The organism is Allobosea sp. 10L417 (genome assembly GCF_056395485.1).
Window position 1 is genome coordinate 138,734 of the sequence record NZ_JBFTJP010000005.1, and the last position, 19,239, is coordinate 157,972.

21 protein-coding genes are annotated in these 19,239 nt (G+C 67.8%); 4 read left to right on the forward strand and 17 right to left on the reverse strand.

All coding sequences use genetic code 11. The annotated features are described in order from the left end of the window. Nucleotides 1–137: 137 nt before the first annotated feature. The 7 genes from AC1DE3_RS14785 to AC1DE3_RS14815 form a co-directional block, all read right to left on the reverse strand. The gene (locus tag AC1DE3_RS14785; protein ID WP_441513257.1) at nucleotides 138–1,343 is read right to left on the reverse strand and encodes an ABC transporter substrate-binding protein; all 1,206 of its coding nucleotides are present in this window, start codon (nucleotides 1,341–1,343) and stop codon (nucleotides 138–140) included. A 387-nt stretch (nucleotides 1,344–1,730) separates the two neighbouring features. After that, nucleotides 1,731–1,973 (reverse strand): hypothetical protein, encoded by a 243-nt coding sequence (locus tag AC1DE3_RS14790; protein ID WP_476778374.1) that lies wholly within the window; start codon nucleotides 1,971–1,973, stop codon nucleotides 1,731–1,733. Between the two features lie 70 nt (nucleotides 1,974–2,043). Further along, complete coding sequence (locus tag AC1DE3_RS14795; RefSeq protein ID WP_476778375.1) at nucleotides 2,044–2,910, reverse strand: energy transducer TonB family protein; 867 nt, start codon at nucleotides 2,908–2,910, stop codon at nucleotides 2,044–2,046. Beyond that, the gene (gene exbD / locus AC1DE3_RS14800; RefSeq protein ID WP_476778376.1) at nucleotides 2,907–3,359 is read right to left on the reverse strand and encodes a TonB system transport protein ExbD; all 453 of its coding nucleotides are present in this window, start codon (nucleotides 3,357–3,359) and stop codon (nucleotides 2,907–2,909) included. The genes AC1DE3_RS14795 and exbD overlap by 4 nt, the downstream gene beginning before the upstream one ends. Before the next feature lie 3 nt (nucleotides 3,360–3,362). Further along, nucleotides 3,363–4,343 carry a tonB-system energizer ExbB gene (exbB, locus tag AC1DE3_RS14805; RefSeq protein WP_476778377.1) on the reverse strand — a complete coding sequence of 327 codons (981 nt, stop codon included), beginning with the start codon at nucleotides 4,341–4,343 and terminating at the stop codon, nucleotides 3,363–3,365. A gap of 335 nt (nucleotides 4,344–4,678) precedes the next feature. Continuing rightward, nucleotides 4,679–5,029: a winged helix-turn-helix domain-containing protein gene (locus AC1DE3_RS14810; protein ID WP_476778378.1), complete on the reverse strand. Its 351-nt coding sequence runs from the start codon at nucleotides 5,027–5,029 to the stop codon at nucleotides 4,679–4,681. 8 nt (nucleotides 5,030–5,037) lie between these two features. Next, nucleotides 5,038–5,550 carry a GAF domain-containing protein gene (locus AC1DE3_RS14815; RefSeq protein WP_441513251.1) on the reverse strand — a complete coding sequence of 171 codons (513 nt, stop codon included), beginning with the start codon at nucleotides 5,548–5,550 and terminating at the stop codon, nucleotides 5,038–5,040. Between the two features lie 233 nt (nucleotides 5,551–5,783). On the opposite strand from AC1DE3_RS14815, the gene AC1DE3_RS14820 reads away from it, so the two are divergent. From AC1DE3_RS14820 to AC1DE3_RS14830, 3 genes are all read left to right on the forward strand, one after another. Next, entirely contained in the window at nucleotides 5,784–6,584 is an 801-nt protein-coding gene (locus AC1DE3_RS14820) for a class I SAM-dependent methyltransferase (protein WP_476778379.1), read from the forward strand. After that, nucleotides 6,581–6,880: a hypothetical protein gene (locus AC1DE3_RS14825; RefSeq protein WP_476778380.1), complete on the forward strand. Its 300-nt coding sequence runs from the start codon at nucleotides 6,581–6,583 to the stop codon at nucleotides 6,878–6,880. Before AC1DE3_RS14820 ends, AC1DE3_RS14825 begins: the two co-directional genes overlap by 4 nt. A gap of 565 nt (nucleotides 6,881–7,445) precedes the next feature. Next, entirely contained in the window at nucleotides 7,446–7,736 is a 291-nt protein-coding gene (locus AC1DE3_RS14830) for a GlsB/YeaQ/YmgE family stress response membrane protein (RefSeq protein ID WP_476778381.1), read from the forward strand. Between the two features lie 21 nt (nucleotides 7,737–7,757). Here AC1DE3_RS14830 and AC1DE3_RS14835 read toward each other — a convergent pair whose 3' ends face one another. Genes AC1DE3_RS14835 through AC1DE3_RS14870 form a run of 8 tightly spaced genes read right to left on the reverse strand, consistent with a single transcriptional unit; the run spans nucleotide 7,758 to nucleotide 15,079 of the window. Continuing rightward, nucleotides 7,758–9,557: an SLC13 family permease gene (locus AC1DE3_RS14835; protein ID WP_476778382.1), complete on the reverse strand. Its 1,800-nt coding sequence runs from the start codon at nucleotides 9,555–9,557 to the stop codon at nucleotides 7,758–7,760. A 24-nt stretch (nucleotides 9,558–9,581) separates the two neighbouring features. Then, the gene (locus AC1DE3_RS14840; RefSeq protein WP_476852503.1) at nucleotides 9,582–11,213 is read right to left on the reverse strand and encodes a complex I subunit 5 family protein; all 1,632 of its coding nucleotides are present in this window, start codon (nucleotides 11,211–11,213) and stop codon (nucleotides 9,582–9,584) included. Next, nucleotides 11,210–12,733 carry a complex I subunit 5 family protein gene (locus AC1DE3_RS14845; RefSeq protein WP_476778384.1) on the reverse strand — a complete coding sequence of 508 codons (1,524 nt, stop codon included), beginning with the start codon at nucleotides 12,731–12,733 and terminating at the stop codon, nucleotides 11,210–11,212. The genes AC1DE3_RS14840 and AC1DE3_RS14845 overlap by 4 nt, the downstream gene beginning before the upstream one ends. Further along, nucleotides 12,730–13,074 (reverse strand): NADH-quinone oxidoreductase subunit K, encoded by a 345-nt coding sequence (locus tag AC1DE3_RS14850; protein WP_476778385.1) that lies wholly within the window; start codon nucleotides 13,072–13,074, stop codon nucleotides 12,730–12,732. Before AC1DE3_RS14850 ends, AC1DE3_RS14845 begins: the two co-directional genes overlap by 4 nt. Further along, the gene (locus AC1DE3_RS14855) at nucleotides 13,071–14,003 is read right to left on the reverse strand and encodes a hydrogenase subunit MbhD domain-containing protein (RefSeq protein ID WP_476778386.1); all 933 of its coding nucleotides are present in this window, start codon (nucleotides 14,001–14,003) and stop codon (nucleotides 13,071–13,073) included. Before AC1DE3_RS14855 ends, AC1DE3_RS14850 begins: the two co-directional genes overlap by 4 nt. Further along, nucleotides 14,000–14,293, reverse strand: coding sequence for a monovalent cation/H(+) antiporter subunit G (locus AC1DE3_RS14860; protein ID WP_476778387.1), 294 nt, complete (start codon nucleotides 14,291–14,293; stop codon nucleotides 14,000–14,002). The genes AC1DE3_RS14855 and AC1DE3_RS14860 overlap by 4 nt, the downstream gene beginning before the upstream one ends. Further along, nucleotides 14,290–14,577 carry a monovalent cation/H+ antiporter complex subunit F gene (locus AC1DE3_RS14865; RefSeq protein ID WP_476778388.1) on the reverse strand — a complete coding sequence of 96 codons (288 nt, stop codon included), beginning with the start codon at nucleotides 14,575–14,577 and terminating at the stop codon, nucleotides 14,290–14,292. Before AC1DE3_RS14865 ends, AC1DE3_RS14860 begins: the two co-directional genes overlap by 4 nt. Continuing rightward, on the reverse strand, nucleotides 14,570–15,079 hold the full coding sequence (locus tag AC1DE3_RS14870) for a Na+/H+ antiporter subunit E (protein ID WP_476778389.1): 510 nt from the start codon (nucleotides 15,077–15,079) through the stop codon (nucleotides 14,570–14,572). Before AC1DE3_RS14870 ends, AC1DE3_RS14865 begins: the two co-directional genes overlap by 8 nt. A 242-nt stretch (nucleotides 15,080–15,321) precedes the next feature. Between AC1DE3_RS14870 and AC1DE3_RS14875 the strand changes: the two genes are divergently transcribed. Further along, nucleotides 15,322–17,061 (forward strand): metallophosphoesterase family protein, encoded by a 1,740-nt coding sequence (locus tag AC1DE3_RS14875; RefSeq protein ID WP_476778390.1) that lies wholly within the window; start codon nucleotides 15,322–15,324, stop codon nucleotides 17,059–17,061. On the opposite strand, the gene AC1DE3_RS14880 is transcribed toward AC1DE3_RS14875, so the two are convergent. After that, nucleotides 17,051–18,109: an AI-2E family transporter gene (locus AC1DE3_RS14880; protein ID WP_476778391.1), complete on the reverse strand. Its 1,059-nt coding sequence runs from the start codon at nucleotides 18,107–18,109 to the stop codon at nucleotides 17,051–17,053. The genes AC1DE3_RS14875 and AC1DE3_RS14880 overlap by 11 nt on opposite strands. Before the next feature lie 60 nt (nucleotides 18,110–18,169). Continuing rightward, entirely contained in the window at nucleotides 18,170–19,156 is a 987-nt protein-coding gene (locus tag AC1DE3_RS14885) for a patatin-like phospholipase family protein (RefSeq protein ID WP_441513511.1), read from the reverse strand. Nucleotides 19,157–19,239: the final 83 nt, after the last annotated feature.

Genomic DNA, 19,239 nt, shown 5'->3' on the forward strand with positions numbered 1-19,239 from the left:
CCGGCGCTTCGCTCCGTCATTCTCGGGCGAAGCGCAGCGTAGACCCGAGAATCGTCCGCCGAAAGAGGCTCGGGAGCCTCATGCGTCAAGAGATGCTCGGGTCAAGCCCGAGCATGACGCGCTGATTTTCAACGCCCTCAGACCGCCGGCCGCAGCTTGCGGACCTCGTCGTCGCTCGGCAGGTACTTGGCGCCGTCGCGATAGCTCCAGTCGACCATCACGCCCTTGCCGTTCCGGAGCGCGCTCTTGCCGACATAGGCGCCGAGCGTCGATTGGTGGTCGATCTTGCGGAACTCGATCGGGCCGAAGGCCGAGGTCATCTTCAGCCCCTCGAAGGCGTCGACGAGCTTCTCGTTGTCCGTCGAGCCGGCCTTCGCCAGCGCCGCAGCGATGGCCTGCACCGTCTCGTAGCCGACGACCGATCCCAGGCGGGGATAGTCGTTGTACTTCGCCTTGTAGGCGTCGCGGAACTTGACGTGCTCCGGCGTCTGCAGGTCGGCATGGGGATAGCCGGTGATGATCCAGCCTTCCGGCGTCTCGGCGCCGAGCGTGTCGAGATATTCGGGCTCGCCGGTCAGCATCGAGACGACCTGGCGCCCCTCGAACAGGCCGCGCGTATTGCCGGCGCGGACGAAATTGGCGAGGTCGACCGCGAAGGTGACGTTGAAGATCGCCTCGGGCTTCGCGGCTTCCAGCGCCTGGACGGTGGCGCCGGCATCGATCCGGCCGAGCGCCGGAAACTGCTCGGCGACGAAGGTCACGTCGGGGCGCGCCTTGAGGAGCAGCTCCTTGAACCATTTCACGGCCGACTGGCCGTATTCGTAGTTGGGAGCGACGATCGCCCATTTCTTCGCCGGGAGCTTCGCCGCCTCCTCCACCAGCATCGCCGCCTGCATGTAGGTCGAGGGTCGCAAGCGGAAGGTGTAGCGGTTGCCCTTCGACCAGACGAGCGCGTCGGCCAGCGGTTCGGAGGCGACGTAGAGCCGCTTGTTCTGGTTGGCGTAGTCGGCGAGCGCCAGGCCGACATTGGAGAGGAAGCCGCCGGCGATGATGTCGACCTTCTCGGCCGTGGCAAGGTCGGCGGCGTGGCGCACCGCATCCTCGGGCTTGCCGGCATCGTCGCGGAAGACGGTCTCGAGCTTGCGGCCGAGCACGCCGCCCGCGGCGTTGATCTGCTCCTGCGCCAGTTCCCAGGCCTGCCGATAGGGTTTCAGGAAGGCCGGCTGGGCGGTATAGGAGTTGATCTCGCCGATGCGGATCGGCCCGGCCCCCTGGGCGCGCACCAAGCCGGGAGCCCCGACGGCGGCGACGCCGGCGATGAAACTGCGACGATCGATCTGCATCAGGCTATCCTCGCCCGCTTCGGCCGCGTTGCGCGCCGATACCACCCGCCACGCGATGCGGCAGGAGCGGATTCATTTGTATGCATATGAAAATCGATACCGGCCGATTGTCAACAGCGTCTCGGCAATGCAGCAGAAGCAGGACTGCCGAGAAACTCATCGCCGCCGCCGCAAATTTCAAGAAAACTTTTTGATATCAAGAGATTAATGGCCGCTGAAAAATAAGTCAGTGCTGCTGTCCTTTTCCTCTTGCGGGAGCGAGGTGACGCTCCTATCTAGTGCGCAGCGCAGCAGAGATGTTGCGTCGCCCTCCTTGGGCGTTTCCTCCCTAGACTTGGGCTGCGCTTTCGGGCGTGGCCCTTTTTTCTTGTCTGGAAGGTGGTTAGCTCACCACCAATTGCGGCCGTAATACCAACCGGGCGGTGCATCGTATCGGTCGAAGCGGGCACGCCGATCCGCGGCGCGATTGAGATCGAGCTGGAGCAGGCAGTTCGCAAAGCCTTCGCTCGATGTGCGGAAGCCGAATGAGTGGCAGCGCGCCTCGTCTGCCGCGCGCAGCTCGGCTTCCGTTACGCAGCCGCTGCAGGCGACCGCCAGAAGAGCGCCGGCTGCGAGCTTTCCGATATCCATGGCGCGTCTCCTTTGCGCACTGGCTGCGAACGCGACGACGCGCAAATGGCGTCCGGGTTCCCCATCTACCTCAGCGCGAGAACCGGACGGGCACCGCAAGCGCGATCGCGCTGCCACCGATCCCGTCCGGCGGCGCCGGCACGGGGCTCGCCCGCCTGATCATTGCGACCGCCTCCTCGTCCAGAGCCGCATCACCAGAGCCACGGACCAGCCGCGCCGACAGGACCCGGCCGCCCCGGTCAATGCTGAACGCGACCTGCACGGTACCGGGACTGGCGCCGTTCGGGAAGCGCTTGAAGCGGTTGAGATGGGCGATCAACGAGCCCCGCCAGCTGGCATTGGCGGCCGGCGCAGCGGTCGAGGCACCCGAGGCAGGCGCCGCGGCCTGCAGGGCGGCCTGCGCCTGTGCGATCGGCGCCGTGGTCTGCTCCGCCTTCGGCTTGTCCGGGTTCACCGGCTTGCGCCGCTCGACCACTTTCGGCTTGGGCTTGGGCTTGGGCTTCGGCTTCACCTCCGGCAGCTTCGGCTGCTCCTTCGGCGGTGGCGTCAGCACGGCGGCAGCGTCAGGCAGCGGCGGCAGTTCTGGAATCTTGATCTCGGGTTCCGGAATCGCGACCGGCTCGGGCTCCGGCGGCGGCGGCTCTGGCTCCTTGGGCTGCTCGACAGGCTCTGGCGTCGGCGGCTCAGGCTCGGGCTGCGCCTCGACCATCTCCGGCCCCGGCGCGATATCCTGCTGTGCCGAAGCGGGCGCGACGGCGAGCGGCGCAAGCTCGATCATGACGGCGGCAGGAGGCGAGCCCATCGCAGCCTCGGCGCGCTGCCAGTTCGCCGCGACCCAGCCAGCCGTACCATGGGCACTCGCGACGACGAGCGCCGCCACGCTCCAGCGCAGCGCGGCCGGGGCAAAGCGCGACAGGGAGCGGCGTTCCAGGCTCATGGCTTGGCCCCCGATGGGGCGGCGCCCTGTCCGGTATCCTCGAGGCCGACGAGAGCGATCTTGAGATAGCCGGCGTTACGCAGCAGGTTCATCACCTCCATCAGCTCACGATAGGCGACGGTGCCGTCGGCGCGGAGAAATACGCGCTGCTCGCGGTCCCGGTTCGTGCGCTGGTCGAGCGCGGCCTGCAGCGCCTCGCGGGACAAGGAGTCGTTCCCCAACGCCAGCGAGAGATCGCCCTTGACGGTGAGGAAGACGGGCGTGTCCGGCCGGGGCTGCGGCTGCGCATTCGACACCGGCAGATCGACAGCGACGTCGACGGTCGAGAGCGGTGCTGCGACCATGAAGATGATCAGCAGAACCAGGATCACGTCGATGAAGGGCGTGACGTTGATGTCACTGACTTCGTTGAGATCGCCGTCCTGTGGGTCCTTGAGGGAAATGGCCATGGCTCACTCCACCGGCACGAGCGCGGATGCGGCTGCCGCCGCCGAGGAGGAGGCCGAACGGGGAGTGGCCACGACGGCGCGATGGCGCCGCTCGAGATCGCGCGAGAGATGACGCAGGATCTCGCCGGAAGCATCCGAAAGCGTGGCGCGATAGCCGGTGATCGCACGGGCGAAAACGTTGTAGATGATGACGGCGGGGATCGCCGCGACGAGGCCGATCGCGGTCGCCAGCAGCGCCTCGGCGATGCCGGGCGCCACCACGGCGAGATTGGTCGTCTTCGCCTGGCTGATGCCGATGAACGCGTTCATGATGCCCCAGACCGTGCCGAACAGGCCGACGAAAGGTGCCGTCGAGCCGATGGTCGCGAGCAGTCCTGTTCCGCGCGCCATGGAGCGGCCGGCACGGGCCTCGATCCGCGACAGGGCGATGGCGACGCGCTCCTTGGTGCCGTCCTCACCGAGATCGGCCGAGCGCCGGGTCTCGGAGAGCGCGGCCGTGAGGAGTTCGCCGACGGCGCCGCGCAGCTTGCCGCTCTTCGAAGCTGCAGCGCTGGCCGCAGCGCCGAGACTGTCCGCCGCCTCGATACGGCGCAGTGCCCGGCCGGCCGCGGCCTTCGCGCCGGCGAGTTCCATCGCCTTCGCGAGCCAGATCGTCCAGGTGACCAGCGAGGCGAAGGCGAGGCCGAGCATCACGGCCTTCACGACGATGTCGGCAGCCATGAACATGCCCCAGGGCGACAGGTCGTGCGGCAGCACCGCTGCCACAGCCGGCGCGGCAGTGGGCGCCGATGGAGCCTCCGTCGTCAGCGGCGGATGCGCGGTGCTTGGCGGATTGATGCCGAACTGAGGCGGAACCGCGGGCAGCGGATTGGTCGGGGTGGCCGACTGGACCTGAGCAGCAGGAGCCTCCTGAGCGTGGACGGCAAGCCCGGACAGCGCCGAGAGACCCGCTGCGACGAGAGCCAGACGAAACGCACGCATCATAACCAAGTCCAGTCTTCGCTGGAGGTAAGCTTACCCAGCTGCTGCCGGCTCGGAGTCTTCCGGTTTGCGCTCTCTGCACACGGCCATTGGCTTCGTGCCAAGAGATCATTCCGAATACTTAGACTCCACCGCTTCCTCATTAGAAAAATTACAAAAAAGACCTGCAGAACTCATTCTGCATATGCGATACGCCTGTTCGAATAGGCTGCGGATGTCAAGGCTGACCAGCTTAGAGCTGTGTCTGTGCGCAGTCGTCTTTCCGGCGCCCAAACCGGCCCGGACGTTTCCGCATATCCGTTCTTCGATGGATGCGAGGCCGGGCGCCGGCTTGCGCTTCAGGAATTCGTCGGCCGGTCGATCTCGGCCTGAAGCGCGGCAAGGTGTTCGCTTGCGGCTGCGGTAGCGGCCTGCTCGACGGCCCGGAAGCGCGTGATCAGGGCCTGACCGAGATCGGTCACGCGGGCTCCGCCGCCATTGCGGCCGCCGGTCTGGCGCTCGACGACAGGCTTGCCAAACAGGGTATTCAGCTCCTCGACCAGTTCCCAGGCCCGCCGATAGGACATCGCCATCGCCCTGCCCGCAGCCGAGATAGAGCCCTGCGCCGCGATCTGCTCGAGCAGCTCGATCTTGCCGGGGCCTATCCGCCCCTCGGGATCGAGCTGGATGCGCAGGCTAAGCGAGGGCACCGCTCGGCTCAGGAAGCTTTGGCGAGACGGGCGCCCTCGCCGCAGGCGGCAAGATAGATCGCGGCGATGCGCTCGATCCCGGCCTGATCGGCGGCGTCGAAACGCGCGACCGAGGGGCTGTCGAGATCGATGACGCCGATGACGCCGTCACGGCCGATCAGCGGGACGACAAGCTCCGAGCGGGAGGCCGAATCGCAGGCGATATGGCCGGGAAAAGCATGGACATCCTCGACGAGAACCGAGGCACGGCGCTCGACTGCGGCTCCGCAGACGCCCTTCCCGACGGGAATACGCACGCAGGCCGGCTTGCCCTGGAAGGGCCCGAGTACGAGTTCCCCGTTCCGCATCAGATAGAAACCGGCCCAGTTCAGCTCCGGCATCATCTGGTAGAGCAGCGCCGAGGTGTTGGCCGCGTTGGCGATCGGGTCGCTCTCCCCGGTGAGCAGGGCTTCGAGCTGCGTCGTCAGCTCGTCATAGAATGCGGCCTTGTCGGTCGTGTCGATGCGCTGTGCCTCGAACATGGTCCTGCGTCTCGCTGAAGGGCTTTGAAGTCCGATGGCTGTCCTACCACCATCGACAGGCCGGCGCCAAAGCCCTTTCCGAAGGAGCGCGCGTCATGGCAATCCTCCCCCGCGCCATCTGAAAGGGAATCGACCTTTGATCGGGACGACCCGGCGGCTGCGCATTGCGACCGCCCTGCTGACGCGGGACCATATCCTGCCGTTCTGGCAATCCATGGCCTCGGAGGCCCTGAATGACCACTGACCTCAATGCCGCCACCAGCCTGCGCCGCGCCGATGGCAGCGCGGGAGATGCCGATTACGGCCGGATCGGCCAGGGCTATGCCTCCTATCGGCAACCGGAGCCGGCTATCGCCGCGCTGATCGAGAGCGCGCTCGGCCCGGCCGGTCGCATCCTCAATGTCGGGGCCGGCGCAGGCTCCTATGAGCCGCGCAACCGCGACGTCACGGCGGTCGAGCCTTCCGCCTCGATGCGGGCGCAGCGGCCGGCCGATATTGCCGTGGCGATCGATGCGACAGCCGCGAATCTGCCCTTTCCCGACAAAGCCTTCGACGCGAGCATGGCGACCTTCACCGTGCATCAATGGCAGGATCTCGATGCCGGCCTGCGCGAGATGCGCCGCGTGACCCGCGGCCCCGTCGTCATCCTCTCCTGCGACCCGGAGCTGGTCGAGGCTTTCTGGCTCAACCACTATGCCCCCAAGGTTCTGGCGACGGAGGCGCGGCGCTATCCCTCGCTCGGCCATATCGGCAAGGTCCTGGGCGGCGATGTCGAGATCGTCGCGGTGCCGATCCCCCTCGCCTGCCGCGACGGCTTCAACGAGGCCTATTACGGCCGGCCGGAACTCTTCCTGGAGCCGGGCGCTCGTTCGGCCTGCTCAGCCTGGAGCTTCGTCAGCGAAGCCGAGAGCGCCGCCTCGATTGCCCATCTGCAGGGCGACCTCGAATCCGGAGCCTGGGATTCGTGCTACGGCTTCCTGCGCAGCCAGCCGAGCTTCGAAGGTTCGCTGCGCCTCGTCGTCGCGCGGCCGTGACTCAGCGACTTTCTGGCGGGGTGCAGGCGTTTCCGCGATCCATCGCTCCCGAGGCGAAACTCGTCAGCCGCGGCCTGACGCGGCGCGTCGGCTTCGTCGTGCCGAATTTCCAGATGGTCCAGACACGGCTGCACGGCTCGGACATGGTCGCCCTGCTGCCTTCGCGCGTGCCGTCATCCTGCGGGGCTGGTTTCGTTTCCGTCGCCGCTGCGGTGCTGGGCTTCTCGCTCCATTTCGGCACCGGCGACGTCGCACTGCGGCATGCCGCGGCGATCCTGACCAAGATGTTCCGGTAACGACATGGTTTGAAAGCGGCCCTGCAAGGTGCCGAAGATGTTGGCCCCGCTCTTCGGACGCCCTACATTGCCATTTCCGAAGCCAGTCTGGAGCGTATCCCATGGAACGACGTTCATTTCTGCTCGGATTGCTTGCCCTTGCAACGGGCTCCGCCCTGGCCCTGCCGGCCCGCGAGGCCGAAGCGGCGCCGCGGCAGCCGACGCCATCGCCGGATCAGGAACTCAGGCTGCCGGACGGGACACCGATCGACTGGTCCCAGAATCGCAGGGGCCACCCCGTCCACCGCCGGCATCACTATCGGCACTGGCACCGCCATTATCGCCGCCGTCGGCGGGTTTGCCGGACCCATTGGGATCGGTGGGGAAGGCCTGTTCGCCGGTGCCACTGGGTCTCGTTCTAGAGCGTTTCGAGCCTAGCGGGTATCGCTTCGCGTAAAGAAAATGCCGTAAAACAAAGAACTAGAGCATTTCCGCGTATCGAGGACGTGCGGCGATGCTCTAGCATTGTTTCTGCGGGCGGCCAGAGCGAAGGTCGTCCCGCCATCGATCGCGACTTGGGGGAAACATGCAGACGCTCGATCATGTGATTGTCTGGATCATCATCGGGGTGATCGGCGGCGGCCTCGCCGGCCTCACGATCAAATGGGACAAGCGCGGCTTCGGCCTCCTGCGGAATCTCGCCGTGGGTCTGGCGGGCGCCGTGGTCGGCGGCCTCCTCTTCCGCTGGTTTCAGATCCTGCCGGGTCTCGACAACATCGCGATTTCGCTCAGGGATGTGATCGCCGCCTTCGTCGGGTCCCTGATCGTGCTCGTCGCCCTCTGGAGCTGGAAGCGCTTCGAAGGGCCTTCGGCCTGAGGCCGAGGCGCCGGCAACCCTTCAGAACCGCCAGATCAGCGGTACGTAAAAGACCGCCATTACGAAGAACCAGAGCATCAGCGGTGTGCCGAGCTTCCAGTAGCTGTTGAAGCTGTAGCCGCCCGGCCCCATGACCATCATGTTGGTCGCCGTCGCGATCGGCGTCAGGAACGAGGCCGAGCCGGCGACGCACAGGCTCATCAGCACCGGCCGCGGCGATACGCCCATGCCGGCGGCGGCGGCCATTGCGATCGGAATGACCAGCATCGTCGTCGCGGTGTTGCTCATGACCTGGCCGAGGCTCGCCGTCAGCACGAAGAGACCGGCGAGGAAGACGATAGGCCCTGCCCCGCCCGTCAGAGCCACGAGATGGTCGGCCACGACCTTGGCCGCGCCCGACTGCACCATCGCTGTGGAGAGCGGCATCATCGCCGCGATCAGGATCACCGTCGTCCAGTTGATCGCACGGTAAGCCTGCTCGACGGTCATGATGCCGGCGGCGATAAGGGCCCCGGCACCGAGCAGCCCGGCGACGGCCGGCGGCAGGATACCCGTCGCGAGCGCGGCGACGAGGCAGGTCAACACCGCCAGCGCCACTCCGGCGCCCGCGCCCATCGGCACGGCCTGGCGCCGGACGAGGTCGGGCGAGTTGACGACGAGCACGTCGGGATCGTCGAGCTGGAGATCGAGCGCTTCCCAACTGCCTTCGAGCAGCAGCGTATCGCCGGCCAAGAGAGCATCGCCCGGCTCCAGATCGACCCCCGCGCGCTGGACGGCCAGCACGACGAGATCGCCACTATCCGTCACCATTCCTGGAAAGAGCGCACGGCCGATCAGTGCCGAGCGCGGCGGAATCACCACCTCCGCCAGCCCCGAGCGGCGGCTGAACAAGCCTTTCTGAGCAGGGTCGTCGCGCAGGGCGAGATGCTTGTCGGCTGCCAGCGTCGCGACGGCCTCCGCATCGCCGCGCACGAGGAGATAGTCCCCCTCGGAAATGGCCGGCGCCCGCAACGGTATGCCGGAAGCTCCCGCCTGCACGGCCATCAGGCTGAGCCGCCCGTCCGCGTTGAGATCGACCTCGAGCGGGCTGACACCGATATAGGAGGAGGTCGAGCGCACGCGCAGCCTGAAAATCCCGTCGCTTAACCCATAATGCTCAACGAGAGTCTGAGCGTGCCGGCTAAAATCGGCCGGCAGCCGCGCGCTGCTCTGCTGCGGCAGCAGGCGCTTGCCCAGCAGCAGGATGATCGCCATCGTGCCCGCCAGCAGCGGCAGGCCGACGAGCGCGAACTCGGCAAAAGCGAATCCCTGCAGGCCGGCATCCTCCAGCGCCTCGGACACCAGGATGTTCTTGGGCGCTCCGGTCAGCAGCAGGTTGGAGCCGGCATGGGAGGCGAAGGCGAGCGGCATCAGGAGCTGGGCCGGCGACTGGCGCAGCCGCACCGCGGCCATGACCGCCACCGGCATGAGGGCTGCGACCGAGCCGCTGCCGCTGATGAGCGCGCTGAGACAGCCGGCCGCGACCATGATGATGATCAGCAGACGCGTCTGCCCATCGCTGCCAGCCTTGGCGATCAGATATTGCCCCGCCCAGGCGGTCACGCCGGTCTTGTCCAGCGCCGCGCTGATGATGAAGAGGCTGGCGACGAAGAGTGCGGCGCGGTCGCCGAAGCCGGCGAAAGCCTGCTCGAGCGTCACCACGCCCGTGGCCCAGAGCGCCAGCGCCGCCCCGATCGCGACCACGACGACCGGAAGCCTGTTCCAGGTGAACAGCACGATCGCAGCCACGGTGACGACGGCGGTACTTTCGATCGGTGTCACGCGGCGGTCTCCTGCAGGCCTTCGTCAGGTCCTGAGCATCAAAGCGCCGCCGAGCAGGATGGCAAGGGCGATCAGCCCCAACCCGGCTGCGGGCCAGCGCCGGAGATGCACATCGATTTCTCCGATGCGGTTCGAGATGCCACGAACCAACGGGCCGCCCTTTTGCGCGAGGACGACGATGTCTCCCTCCGGAATCCTGCCCAGGCGTTGCGGCCAGCGGTCGACGAAGAGCATCACCGCCGCGCCCAGCAGCATCGGCCAGCTCACCTTCCAGAGCGCCTCGGGCTCGAGCAGGCTGGCGATGGGTTCGCCGGACACGGCCGGATAGAGCGACCAGGGGATGACGAGCGAGGCGGCCAGCACGACGAGCCAGGGCAGGAGCTGCCCGAGCGGCGGCGATCCGACAGGGTTGTCGAGCGTGTCGCGGCGGAGGATCAGCAGGAAATGCACCATCAGCGCGGTGCTGCCCGCGGCGGCGAGCGTCATCGCGCCGGCGAGCCAGCCATAGCCGAGCATCGGCTTGGTCGCGAGCTTGGCCAGCGCCCCGCTGGTCAGCGGCAGGCCGCCGAGGCTCAGCGCCAGCACGGCCGTCAGCAGCAGAACAGGCGTCAGCCGACGCCCGCCGGTTGCGGCGAGGATGCCGATGCCGAGAAAGAGCGCGCCCTTCACCAGTGTGTGGTGGACGGCGTAGTAGGCCGTCAGATGGGTGGCGGCCGGGTCGGCCGTGTCGAGGCCGATGCCGAGCAGCACGGCGAGCAGCCCCATCTGGCTCACGGTGGAATAGGCCAGCACCGTCTTGGCGCGCCGCTGGGTGATGCCGAGCATGGCACCGTAATAGGCTGTGACGAGGCCCGCGCCGATCAGGACGGCACCCGCGAACGGCATCCCGGCCTCGAAGGGCAGGAAGCGGATCAGCCCGATCACGCCGGCCTTGACCACGACGCCGCTCAGCACCGCCGAGGCCGGGGTCGGCGCCGCCGGATGCGCCAGCGGTAGCCAGACATGCAGCGGCACCAGCCCCATCTTCAGCGCGAAGCCGAGGACGAACAGCGCGACGATGCCGTCCCGCATCGGATTGGCCGAGAGATCGGCGACGACGCTGCGGATCTGCGGGTTGGCGTCGGGATGGCCTGCCGCCAGCATCACCAGCGCGATCAGCAGGAACGCCTCCGCCAGCAGCGCCAGCACGACATAGATGACGCCGGCCCGGTGTGCGGCAGCGCTCTGCTCATGGATGATCAGGCCATAGGCCGCGAGGCTCGCCAGCGTGAACAGCAGATAGAAGTTCACGACATCGCCGACGATGAACAGGCCGAGGCTGCCTGCGAGCGTCAACAGCCACCAGATCGCGAAGCGCGGCGCAGCCCGATCTCGTGCCATCTGCGAGGCGGCGTAGGCACCGGCCGCGCTCCAGAGCAGCGCTGCTCCCCCGAGCAGGATCGCGCCGGGCTGGTCGAGCACGAGCGTCAGCCGGAACGGCGCCGGGAAAAAGGCGAAGCGGCCTTCAGGCACGAAGATGGCCCCCGCAAGCGCGGGGAGCGGGGCAATCACGAGCACGGCCAGCACCCTCGCCCGGAACCAGGCCGACAGGCAGCACGCGGCAAGCAGGAGCGGCACGAGCAGGGCCGAAGCTAGGAGGAGACCGGCGGCAGTCATGGCGCCAACGCCGTGGCGAGGCCGTCGCGGCCGATCTGCAGGAAGCCGAAGGGGCGCAGCGGCACGAATCCGAGCAGAACGGCGGCCACGGCCAGTGTCAGCGCCGCGATTTCGAGCCGGCGCGGCACTTTGCGTCGCGGCGCGACGGGAACGGCGGGGACGGCGAGTGCCTTGTCGATCACGCGGAAGACGTAGCCGCCAGCGAGAAGCCCGCCGGCCAGAATGGTCGCGGCCAGCCAGGGATTGCCCTGAATGACCGCCGCCGTCAGCAACAGGCATTTGGCGACGAAGCCGCCGCTTGGCGGAATGCCCATCAGCGACAGCCCGGCGAGGCCGAAGGCCGCCGCGCTGAGCGGCAGCACGCGGCCGAAGCCGCCGAGATCCGCAATGCGGTCATGGCCGTAGGCCTCGGCGATGACGCCGGCCGCAAGGAACATCGCCGCCTTCGCCAGCGCGTGAGAGATGAGCTGGAGCGCGCCGCCGGTCCAGGCGATCGTTCCCCAGGGCGGCAGCTCGGCGCTGCCGGCCGCCAGTGGAAAGACGATGAAGAGATAGCCGATCTGCGCGACCGTCGAATAGGCGATCATCAGCTTGAGCCGGGCCTGCCGGAGCGCCATGACGCTGCAGAACAGAATCGAGGCCGCGCCAAGGACGGCCAGCATCTGGCCGGCGATCGCGGCCGATTGCGGCGGGGCCACATCGAGCACCAGCCGCAGGATCAGGAAGATCGGGGCCTTGATCACCAGCGCCGAGAGCACGGCGCTCGCCGGCGCGGGCGCCCCGGCATGGGCCGGCGGCAGCCACAGATGCAGCGGGAACAGCGCCGCCTTGGCCAGGAGGCCGACGATCATCAGCGCCAGTGCCGCCGCGAGCGCCGGATCCTGCCGGCTCAGGCGCGAGAGCGCGAGCAGGTCGAGCGTGCCGTACTGGCCGTAGATCAGCCCGGTCCCGAGCAGGTAGAGCAGCGAGCCGATCAGCGCGAACAAGAGGTAGCGCAGCGCGGCTTTGACGGTTTCGGCCCGGCCGTCGAGGCAGACGAGCGGCACCGCTGCGAAGGTCAGCAGTTCCAGCGCGACGTAGAGGTTGAACAGGTCCTCGCCGACGAAGACGGCGTTCAATGCACTCCAGAGCGCGAGCAGCATCAGCCAGAACGTCGTCTGCGCACGCCCGTCGTCTGCGCCCTCATGAAGCTTGTGCTGGGTTCGTGCGAAAAGGCCGACCGTGACGACGACCAGCGCCGTCATGACGAGCATGGCGCCCGAAAGCCCATCGGCCCGCAGTGCGATGCCGAGCGGCGGCTGCCAGGAGCCGACGACATAGGACAGGGCCGCGCCGCTCGATGCCAGCTCGACGGCGATCGCAATGGCAAGGGCGAGCCCGGCCGCAAACGTCGTCATTGCGATCCGCGCCGCGCTGCGCGGCCCGCAGGCGAGGATGGCGAGCACGGCACAGACCGGCAGGATCACGGCCAGGACCAGCAGGAAGCCACCCGGCGAAGTGGTGTGGACGAGCGGCATCATGACCCGCTCCGCCGTTGGGCCGGCGCAGAGGCATCTGCCTGATCGCCCACATTCAGCTCGGAGAGGCGCTTCAGCAGGGCAACGGCCAGAGCACTCGCCGAAAAGGCGACGACGATCCCGGTGATGACCAGAGCCTGCGGCACCGGGTCCGCTTCGAAGCCGGCGGCGGCGCCCCGCCGCGCGACGGCGCCGAAGACGAGGAAGATGCCCGCGCCGAGAATGTTGCAGCCTACGATCCGCCGCAGCAGGACGGGGCTCGTGACGATGGCGAAGAGCCCGATGCCGACGAGCGCAGCGCCGCACAGGCCGAACAGAATGCCGGGCTGCAGCGCCGCCGTCATCGTGTGGGCGCCTTTCGGGCCGGGCCGGCCACCAGCATGGCGAGCGCCGCGGCGACGGACAGAGTGAGGGCAGCCTCGATCGCGACGATCAGCGGCTTGGCGAGCCCTTTCGGATAGGCGAGGAAGCCGTCGGCAACAGCGAAGCCGAGAAAGGCGATCGCCAGGAACAGGGCCGGGCCGCCCGTGAGCGCAAGCCGAAGCAGCGGGCGCGCCGTATCGGGCGGTGGACGGAGACCCGCCATCATCACCAGCAGCCACATCGCGGCAAGGACTGTGCCGGCCTGGAAGGTGCCGCCCGGCGCGTCGGCCCCGACCCAGAACATGTAGACGCCGATCACGATTCCGAAGGGTGGCAGGATGCGCGCGAGATAGGCCAGCGGCCCCGGAACGGCGGTGGGCTTAACCTCGGGTGCGCCACCCCAGACACCGTCAGGCGCCAGGGACCAGACCCCGATCAGCGCGAGCAGCACCACGACCTTCTCCAGCAGGGTGTCGAGCGCGCGATAGGCCAACAATACGGCGGTGACGGGGTTGCCCAGCCCCGTCGTCCCCAGCGCCTCCGAAGCGGCCGGCGCCAGCGTCGGAGCGGGCGCCGACAGGGTCAGCACGGCAAAGGCGAGCCCCGCGGAGATCGCGGCGCAGCCCACGGCCACGGCGAGCTTGCCGGCGCGCGTCATCGCCTCCTCATGCTTGCCGCGGCCGCGCAGCGCCGCTTCCGCTCGCAGCAGCAGGATGCCAGTCCCGCCCCCCCCGATGGCGATTTCCGTCAGCGCGACGTCCGGCGCCGCGAGCCGGACCCAAACCAACCCGAGCAGGAGCCCGAAGGCGAGGAAGGCGATGATCGCGCTGCGTTCATCCGGCTGCGCGACCACATAGACCGCAAGTCCCAGCAGCCAGGCGACGAGCGCGAGATCGAGCAGGAGCGTCATGGCTCGGCCCGGTCGCGGTGGAGGGCGCGCGCGAGCAGCTGGCTCGCCGTCGCGGCCGAAAGCTGAGCGAGCAGCCAGACGCAGATCAGCTTCAGCGCGCCCGTGACGCTCGCCGCCTGTGGCAGGAGACCGAGAACGATCAAGCCGAGCCCCAGATTGTCCGCCTTGCTGATGGCGTGCAGCCGGCTCAACGTATCGGGGAAGCGCAGCAAGCCGAGCGTGCCGGCGAGAAAGAGCAGCGCTCCCGCCATCACGAGAACGACGGTGACGATGTCGGCGAGGCCGCTCACGGCCGCTCCTTCGACGAATCCCCACCGGCGCCCGGCCCGTCGGCGCCAAGCACGAAGGCGACGCAGGAGAACGCCGCGAACAGCGCGAGCAACAGCGCGACATCGCTCGTCGCCGCCGATCCGGAAGCAGTTCCCAGCAGCAGGAGGGCCGCCGCTCCGCCGGTCCCCAGCAACTGTACGGCCATCATGCGCTCGGGAACGATGCCGGAACGCAGCACGCGGAACAGCGCTATCGCCGTCACGGCCAGGATGAAGAGCGCGGCCCCGGTGAGGAAATCAGCCATCGTGCCGCCCCGGTCCGAGGATGCGCAGGAATGCCGCCTCGTCATCGGCGACCTGCTCGGCCACGGCCTCGCGCAGATCGAGGCAGTGGATCAGCAACGTCCCGTCGGGCTCGGCGGAAACGGGCAGCTTGCCCGGTTGCAGGCTCATCACGGCGCAGGCCGAGTCGAGCGCAAGGCCGGCTGGAATCAAGAAGAGACAGGTCGCAAAACCGGGCTGCAGGTCGGGCTCGCGTGCAAAGGCGCGCCGCGCCACGTCGAGACCTGCAACGACGGATTGCGGGAGAAAGCGAGCCAGAAAACCAACGAGGCCAATCCATGAGAGCTTCCCGCCGGGCGGCCAGAGAGCCGTGCTGGCCCAGACTCCGCAGGCGCTGGCGACCAGCCCGACCGGCAAATCCTCGAGCGCCGGTCCCATCAGGATCACCCAAAGCAGCAGCAGCCCGAGCCCTCGGGCGAAGAGCGCCGAGAGGGGCGCGTCGTCGGCTGCGGCCGCCGCCTTCATTCCATCCGCCCGTCTCTGGTGGGTGCCCTGCCGGGCCGTGAGACCAAGGTAGCTTCCACCTCCGCGGGCAACATCAGCCCGACGTCTCACTCCTGTGCGCCGCGTCCCATTCTCGCCCGCGCTGCTGGCAGTGGCCCGCCCGATATGAGCAGGATGCGTTCGGTGCCGCACTCCGGGGATCGCATGAATCGGCCAAGGCTTTCGCCAATCACAGCTCTCGGCTCCGCCGGGGTGCCGTGTCCATGATCATCGAACCGCGCAACGGCGACGCCGAGGACGATGCCAGCAGCACCAAGAAGCACTCGCTGATTGCGATCGCCGGCAGTCTGCTCGGCGAGATCAGCCTGCCCAAGCTCGCGCTCGCCTGGGTTCTGGGCGCCTTGCTGCCGAGCCTCCTTCTGGGCGCAGCTCCGCTGGTCATGACGGCGTGGGTCGCATCGGTATCGGGCCGCGTGGTGGCGCTGGCCGGGATCAGCTCCCTCGTTTTGCTCGCATTTGTCGGAATTGTCGGCTGGTATGGCTTCCGGCCACTGTTCCGCATGGCAGAGAAGAGCTTCTGGTCGTTGAACGCTCTGGTGGTCCAGCCGGGCTACGCGGTCTGCCGCGAAGGGCTGCAGCATCTTGCGGAGAGTTTCAGTTCCGTCGGAACCGATCCCGATAAGCGCGCACGATTGCGGGCAGGCAGCGCGATCGGGGCAGGCTTGCTGGGTTGTGCCGTCGCCGGGGTCGTCTTCTGGCTCGTCTGGCCGGCGACGCGCTGGTCCGGCGGCTTTGCCGATTTCGCCGATCCGCTGCGGCTCGTCGTTCCAGCGCTGGCCAATGCGGTTGCGTTGATGTCGCTCTATCTGGCTGCGGCGTCTCTGCTCTGGGGCCTGGCCGACGGGCTGATGGACCAGCCGCGCGATCTCGATGGCTTCGACACCGCGGCCGCATCGGCGCGGCGATGGCGCGTCGCCCATCTGTCCGACGTCCATGTCGTCGGCGAGCGCTACGGCTTCCGGATCGAAAGCGGGCGCGCGGGTCCGCGCGGCAATGAACGCTTCCTGCAGGTGCTCGACAGGCTGGCGGCGATCCACGCGAGCGAGCCGCTCGACCTGCTGCTCATCACCGGGGACATGACCGATGCCGGGCGCTCGGCCGAGTGGGGCGAATTCCTCGACGCGATGGAACGCCATCCCGCCCTCGCCGGTCGCTGCCTGATCCTGCCGGGCAACCACGACGTCAACATCGTCGACCGCGCCAATCCCGCCCGGCTCGAGCTGCCGGGCAGCCCGGGCAAACACCTGCGCCAGATGCGGACCCTTTCCGCCATGGCGGCCCTGCAGGGCGAGCGCGTGCAGGTCTTCGACCAGCGCCGGACGAGGCTCGCGGGCAGCCTCAGCGCGGCGCTTGAACCGCATCGCGAGAAGATCGCCGCCTTCGCCGACACCGGCGGCCTGCGCCGAGCGGCGGGGCTCGAAGCGGTCTGGGCGGATGCCTTTCCGATGGTGCTGCCGCCGGCGGAACCGGAAGGGCTCGGCGTCATCCTGCTCAACTCGAATGCCGAGGCGCATTTCTCCTTCACCAACGCACTTGGGCTCGTCGCCGAGGAGGACATGCAGGCCACTCTCGCCGCGGCCCGCGCCTTCCCGCAGGCGCGGTGGATTTTGGCGCTCCATCACCACCCGATCGAATATCCGAAACCGGCGAAAGCCTTTTCGGAGCGGATCGGAACCGCGCTGATCAACGGCAGCCGCCTCTTGCGGCTGCTGCGGCCCGTCGCCGCCCGCATGGTCGCGATGCACGGCCACCGCCATATCGACTGGATCGGGCGCTGCGGCGCGCTGAAGATCGTCTCCGCGCCCTCCCCGGTCATGGAAGCGACGAATGCGGAGCCAACCTGCTTCTACATTCACACGCTGGCGGCAGCGCCCGAGGGGATCGCGCTGCTCGAACCGCAGCGCATCCTGATCGCGCCGGCACCGCCCGCCATTACGGCGTGACGGGCGCGCCTTCGGGGACCTTATCTTCCTTCTGCGGCGAGCCGAAGATTTCGGCGAGCCACAGGCTCGACGGATGCAGGGCGCAGAAGGTGAGGAAGGCGATGGTGATGGGCACGCCGATGAATGCGCCGAAGACACCCCATAGATAGCTCCAGAAGAACACCGAGAACAGCACCGTCGCCGGCGAGATCGAGAGCGCACTGCCGGCCACGCGCGGCTCGACATAGCTGCCGACGACGAACTGGATCAGGTTGAGGCAGGCGAAGACCGCGACCACCGCCTGCCAGGAGCCGAACTGCGTCATCGCGAACAGCGTCGGGAAGACGGTGGCGACGAGAGGCCCGAGGAACGGGATGTAGTTGAGCGAGAAGGCGATGAAGCCCCATTCCTCGGCCAGTTGCAGCCCGACGGCTCTGGCGAAGAGCCAGACCAGGACGCCGGTGATCACGCTCATCAGCGTTCGCACCAGCATGTAGCGCCTGATTTTGGCCGCCGTCATCATGCTGCCTTGCAGCAGCAAGGACCCGGCGGCGCGGTTGCGCATGCCCTTGAGCTTGCGGCCGAAATCGTCGACCTCCAGCAGCCCGAGAAAGACGTAGACGAGAACAACGAGCCAGAAGCTCATGGTGCTGTTCAGGCGGCCGGTCACGGTCTGCGCGGTGCGCAGCATCCAGCCGACACTGAACGCCTCCGACCAGGCTCCCGCGACCGCTATGCCGTGTCCTTCGAGCCAGAGCGTGATCTGGTCGTAGAAAGCCTGGAAGCGGGCGGCGTCGCTGACGATCCAGCGCCCGACACGTCCGAACGCGGACACCACCAGCGACCCGACATAGACGAACGCGACGGTCATGACGATTACGCTGACCGCGAGCGCGAGCAGCCGCGGCAGAAAGCCCTGAAGCATCTTCTGCAGGGGCCAGACCAGCGCGATGATGAACAGCGCAAAGGCGACCGGCGCGAAGACCGAACTCGCGATCGACAGCGCCGCAACGACGAGGATCGTCGCGACGACGACCTGGGCCGCCTGATAGATGCCGCCACTCGTCATAGGCCCGCCCAATTCCGCATCCGGAGCGTCGCCGACACGGCTCGATTTCAAAGACACCCGTCAAACCCCCTTGGTGAACTCGGCGAGATCGAGCGTCGAGCGCTTTCCGATCTCGTCGCGATGCGTCCGGTAGAACATCTCGGCCGAGCGCCTGCCCTCGTCATGCAGCATCGTCAGGAACTCCCACTCGGCATTGAGTTTGGAAGAGTAGCCGAGCTCCGTCATCGCGTCGCTGGCGATGCGGTGGATGCGCATGCGCGCCCAGCGGGCGCCCTCGCCCGAGCCGGAGACTGCCTCACGCTGCAGGAGAGCCATCATGCGCAGCTCCTTCAGCAGAACCGCGTTGAAGGAGACCTCGTTGAGGCGGTTCAGAATGTCGCGCGCCGTCCGCGGTGTGCCCGGCCGCTCGACCGGATTGATCTGGACGAGGATCGTGTCGCTCGCGTTGCTCTCCTCGATCAACGGGGTCATGGTCGGGTTGCCGGAGTAGCCGCCGTCCCAATAGCTGTCGCCGTCGATCTCGACGGCTTGAAACAAGGTCGGCAGGCAGGCCGAGGCGAGCAGCACCTCGGGGGTGATTTCGGCGTTGCGGAAAACGCGGTTGCGGCCGGTCCGGACATTCGTCGCGCTGATGAACAGCTTGATCGGGCATTTCGCGAGCGCCTCGAAGTCGATCACCTCGGCGAGGATGTCCGTCAGCGGGTTGGTGCCCATCGGGTTGAGGCTATAGGGCGAGACGACGCGGGACATCATGTCCATCGCCACGAACAGCGGCGAGGTGTCGAGCGTCCAGCGCCCGAGCAGGACATCGAGCGGCGAACGCTGGAACGGGCTGAAGCGCGCAGCGTCCGAGACCTTCCGCCAGAATTCGTTCAGGGCCTCGCGCGCGCCGGCCCGCCCGCCCGTGACATAACCGGAGGCGAGGACCGCGGCGTTCATGGCGCCGGCCGAGGTGCCCGAAATAGCCTCGATCGTCAGCCAGTCTTCCTCGAGGATCCGGTTCAGCACGCCCCAGGTGTAGGCGCCATGTGCGCCGCCGCCCTGCAAGGCGAGATCGATGTTGAGCGGCTCGCGCGACGCTGCACTGCCGCGCTCATCGCTGGCGCTGCTGGAAGTGGAAGGTGCCTTGC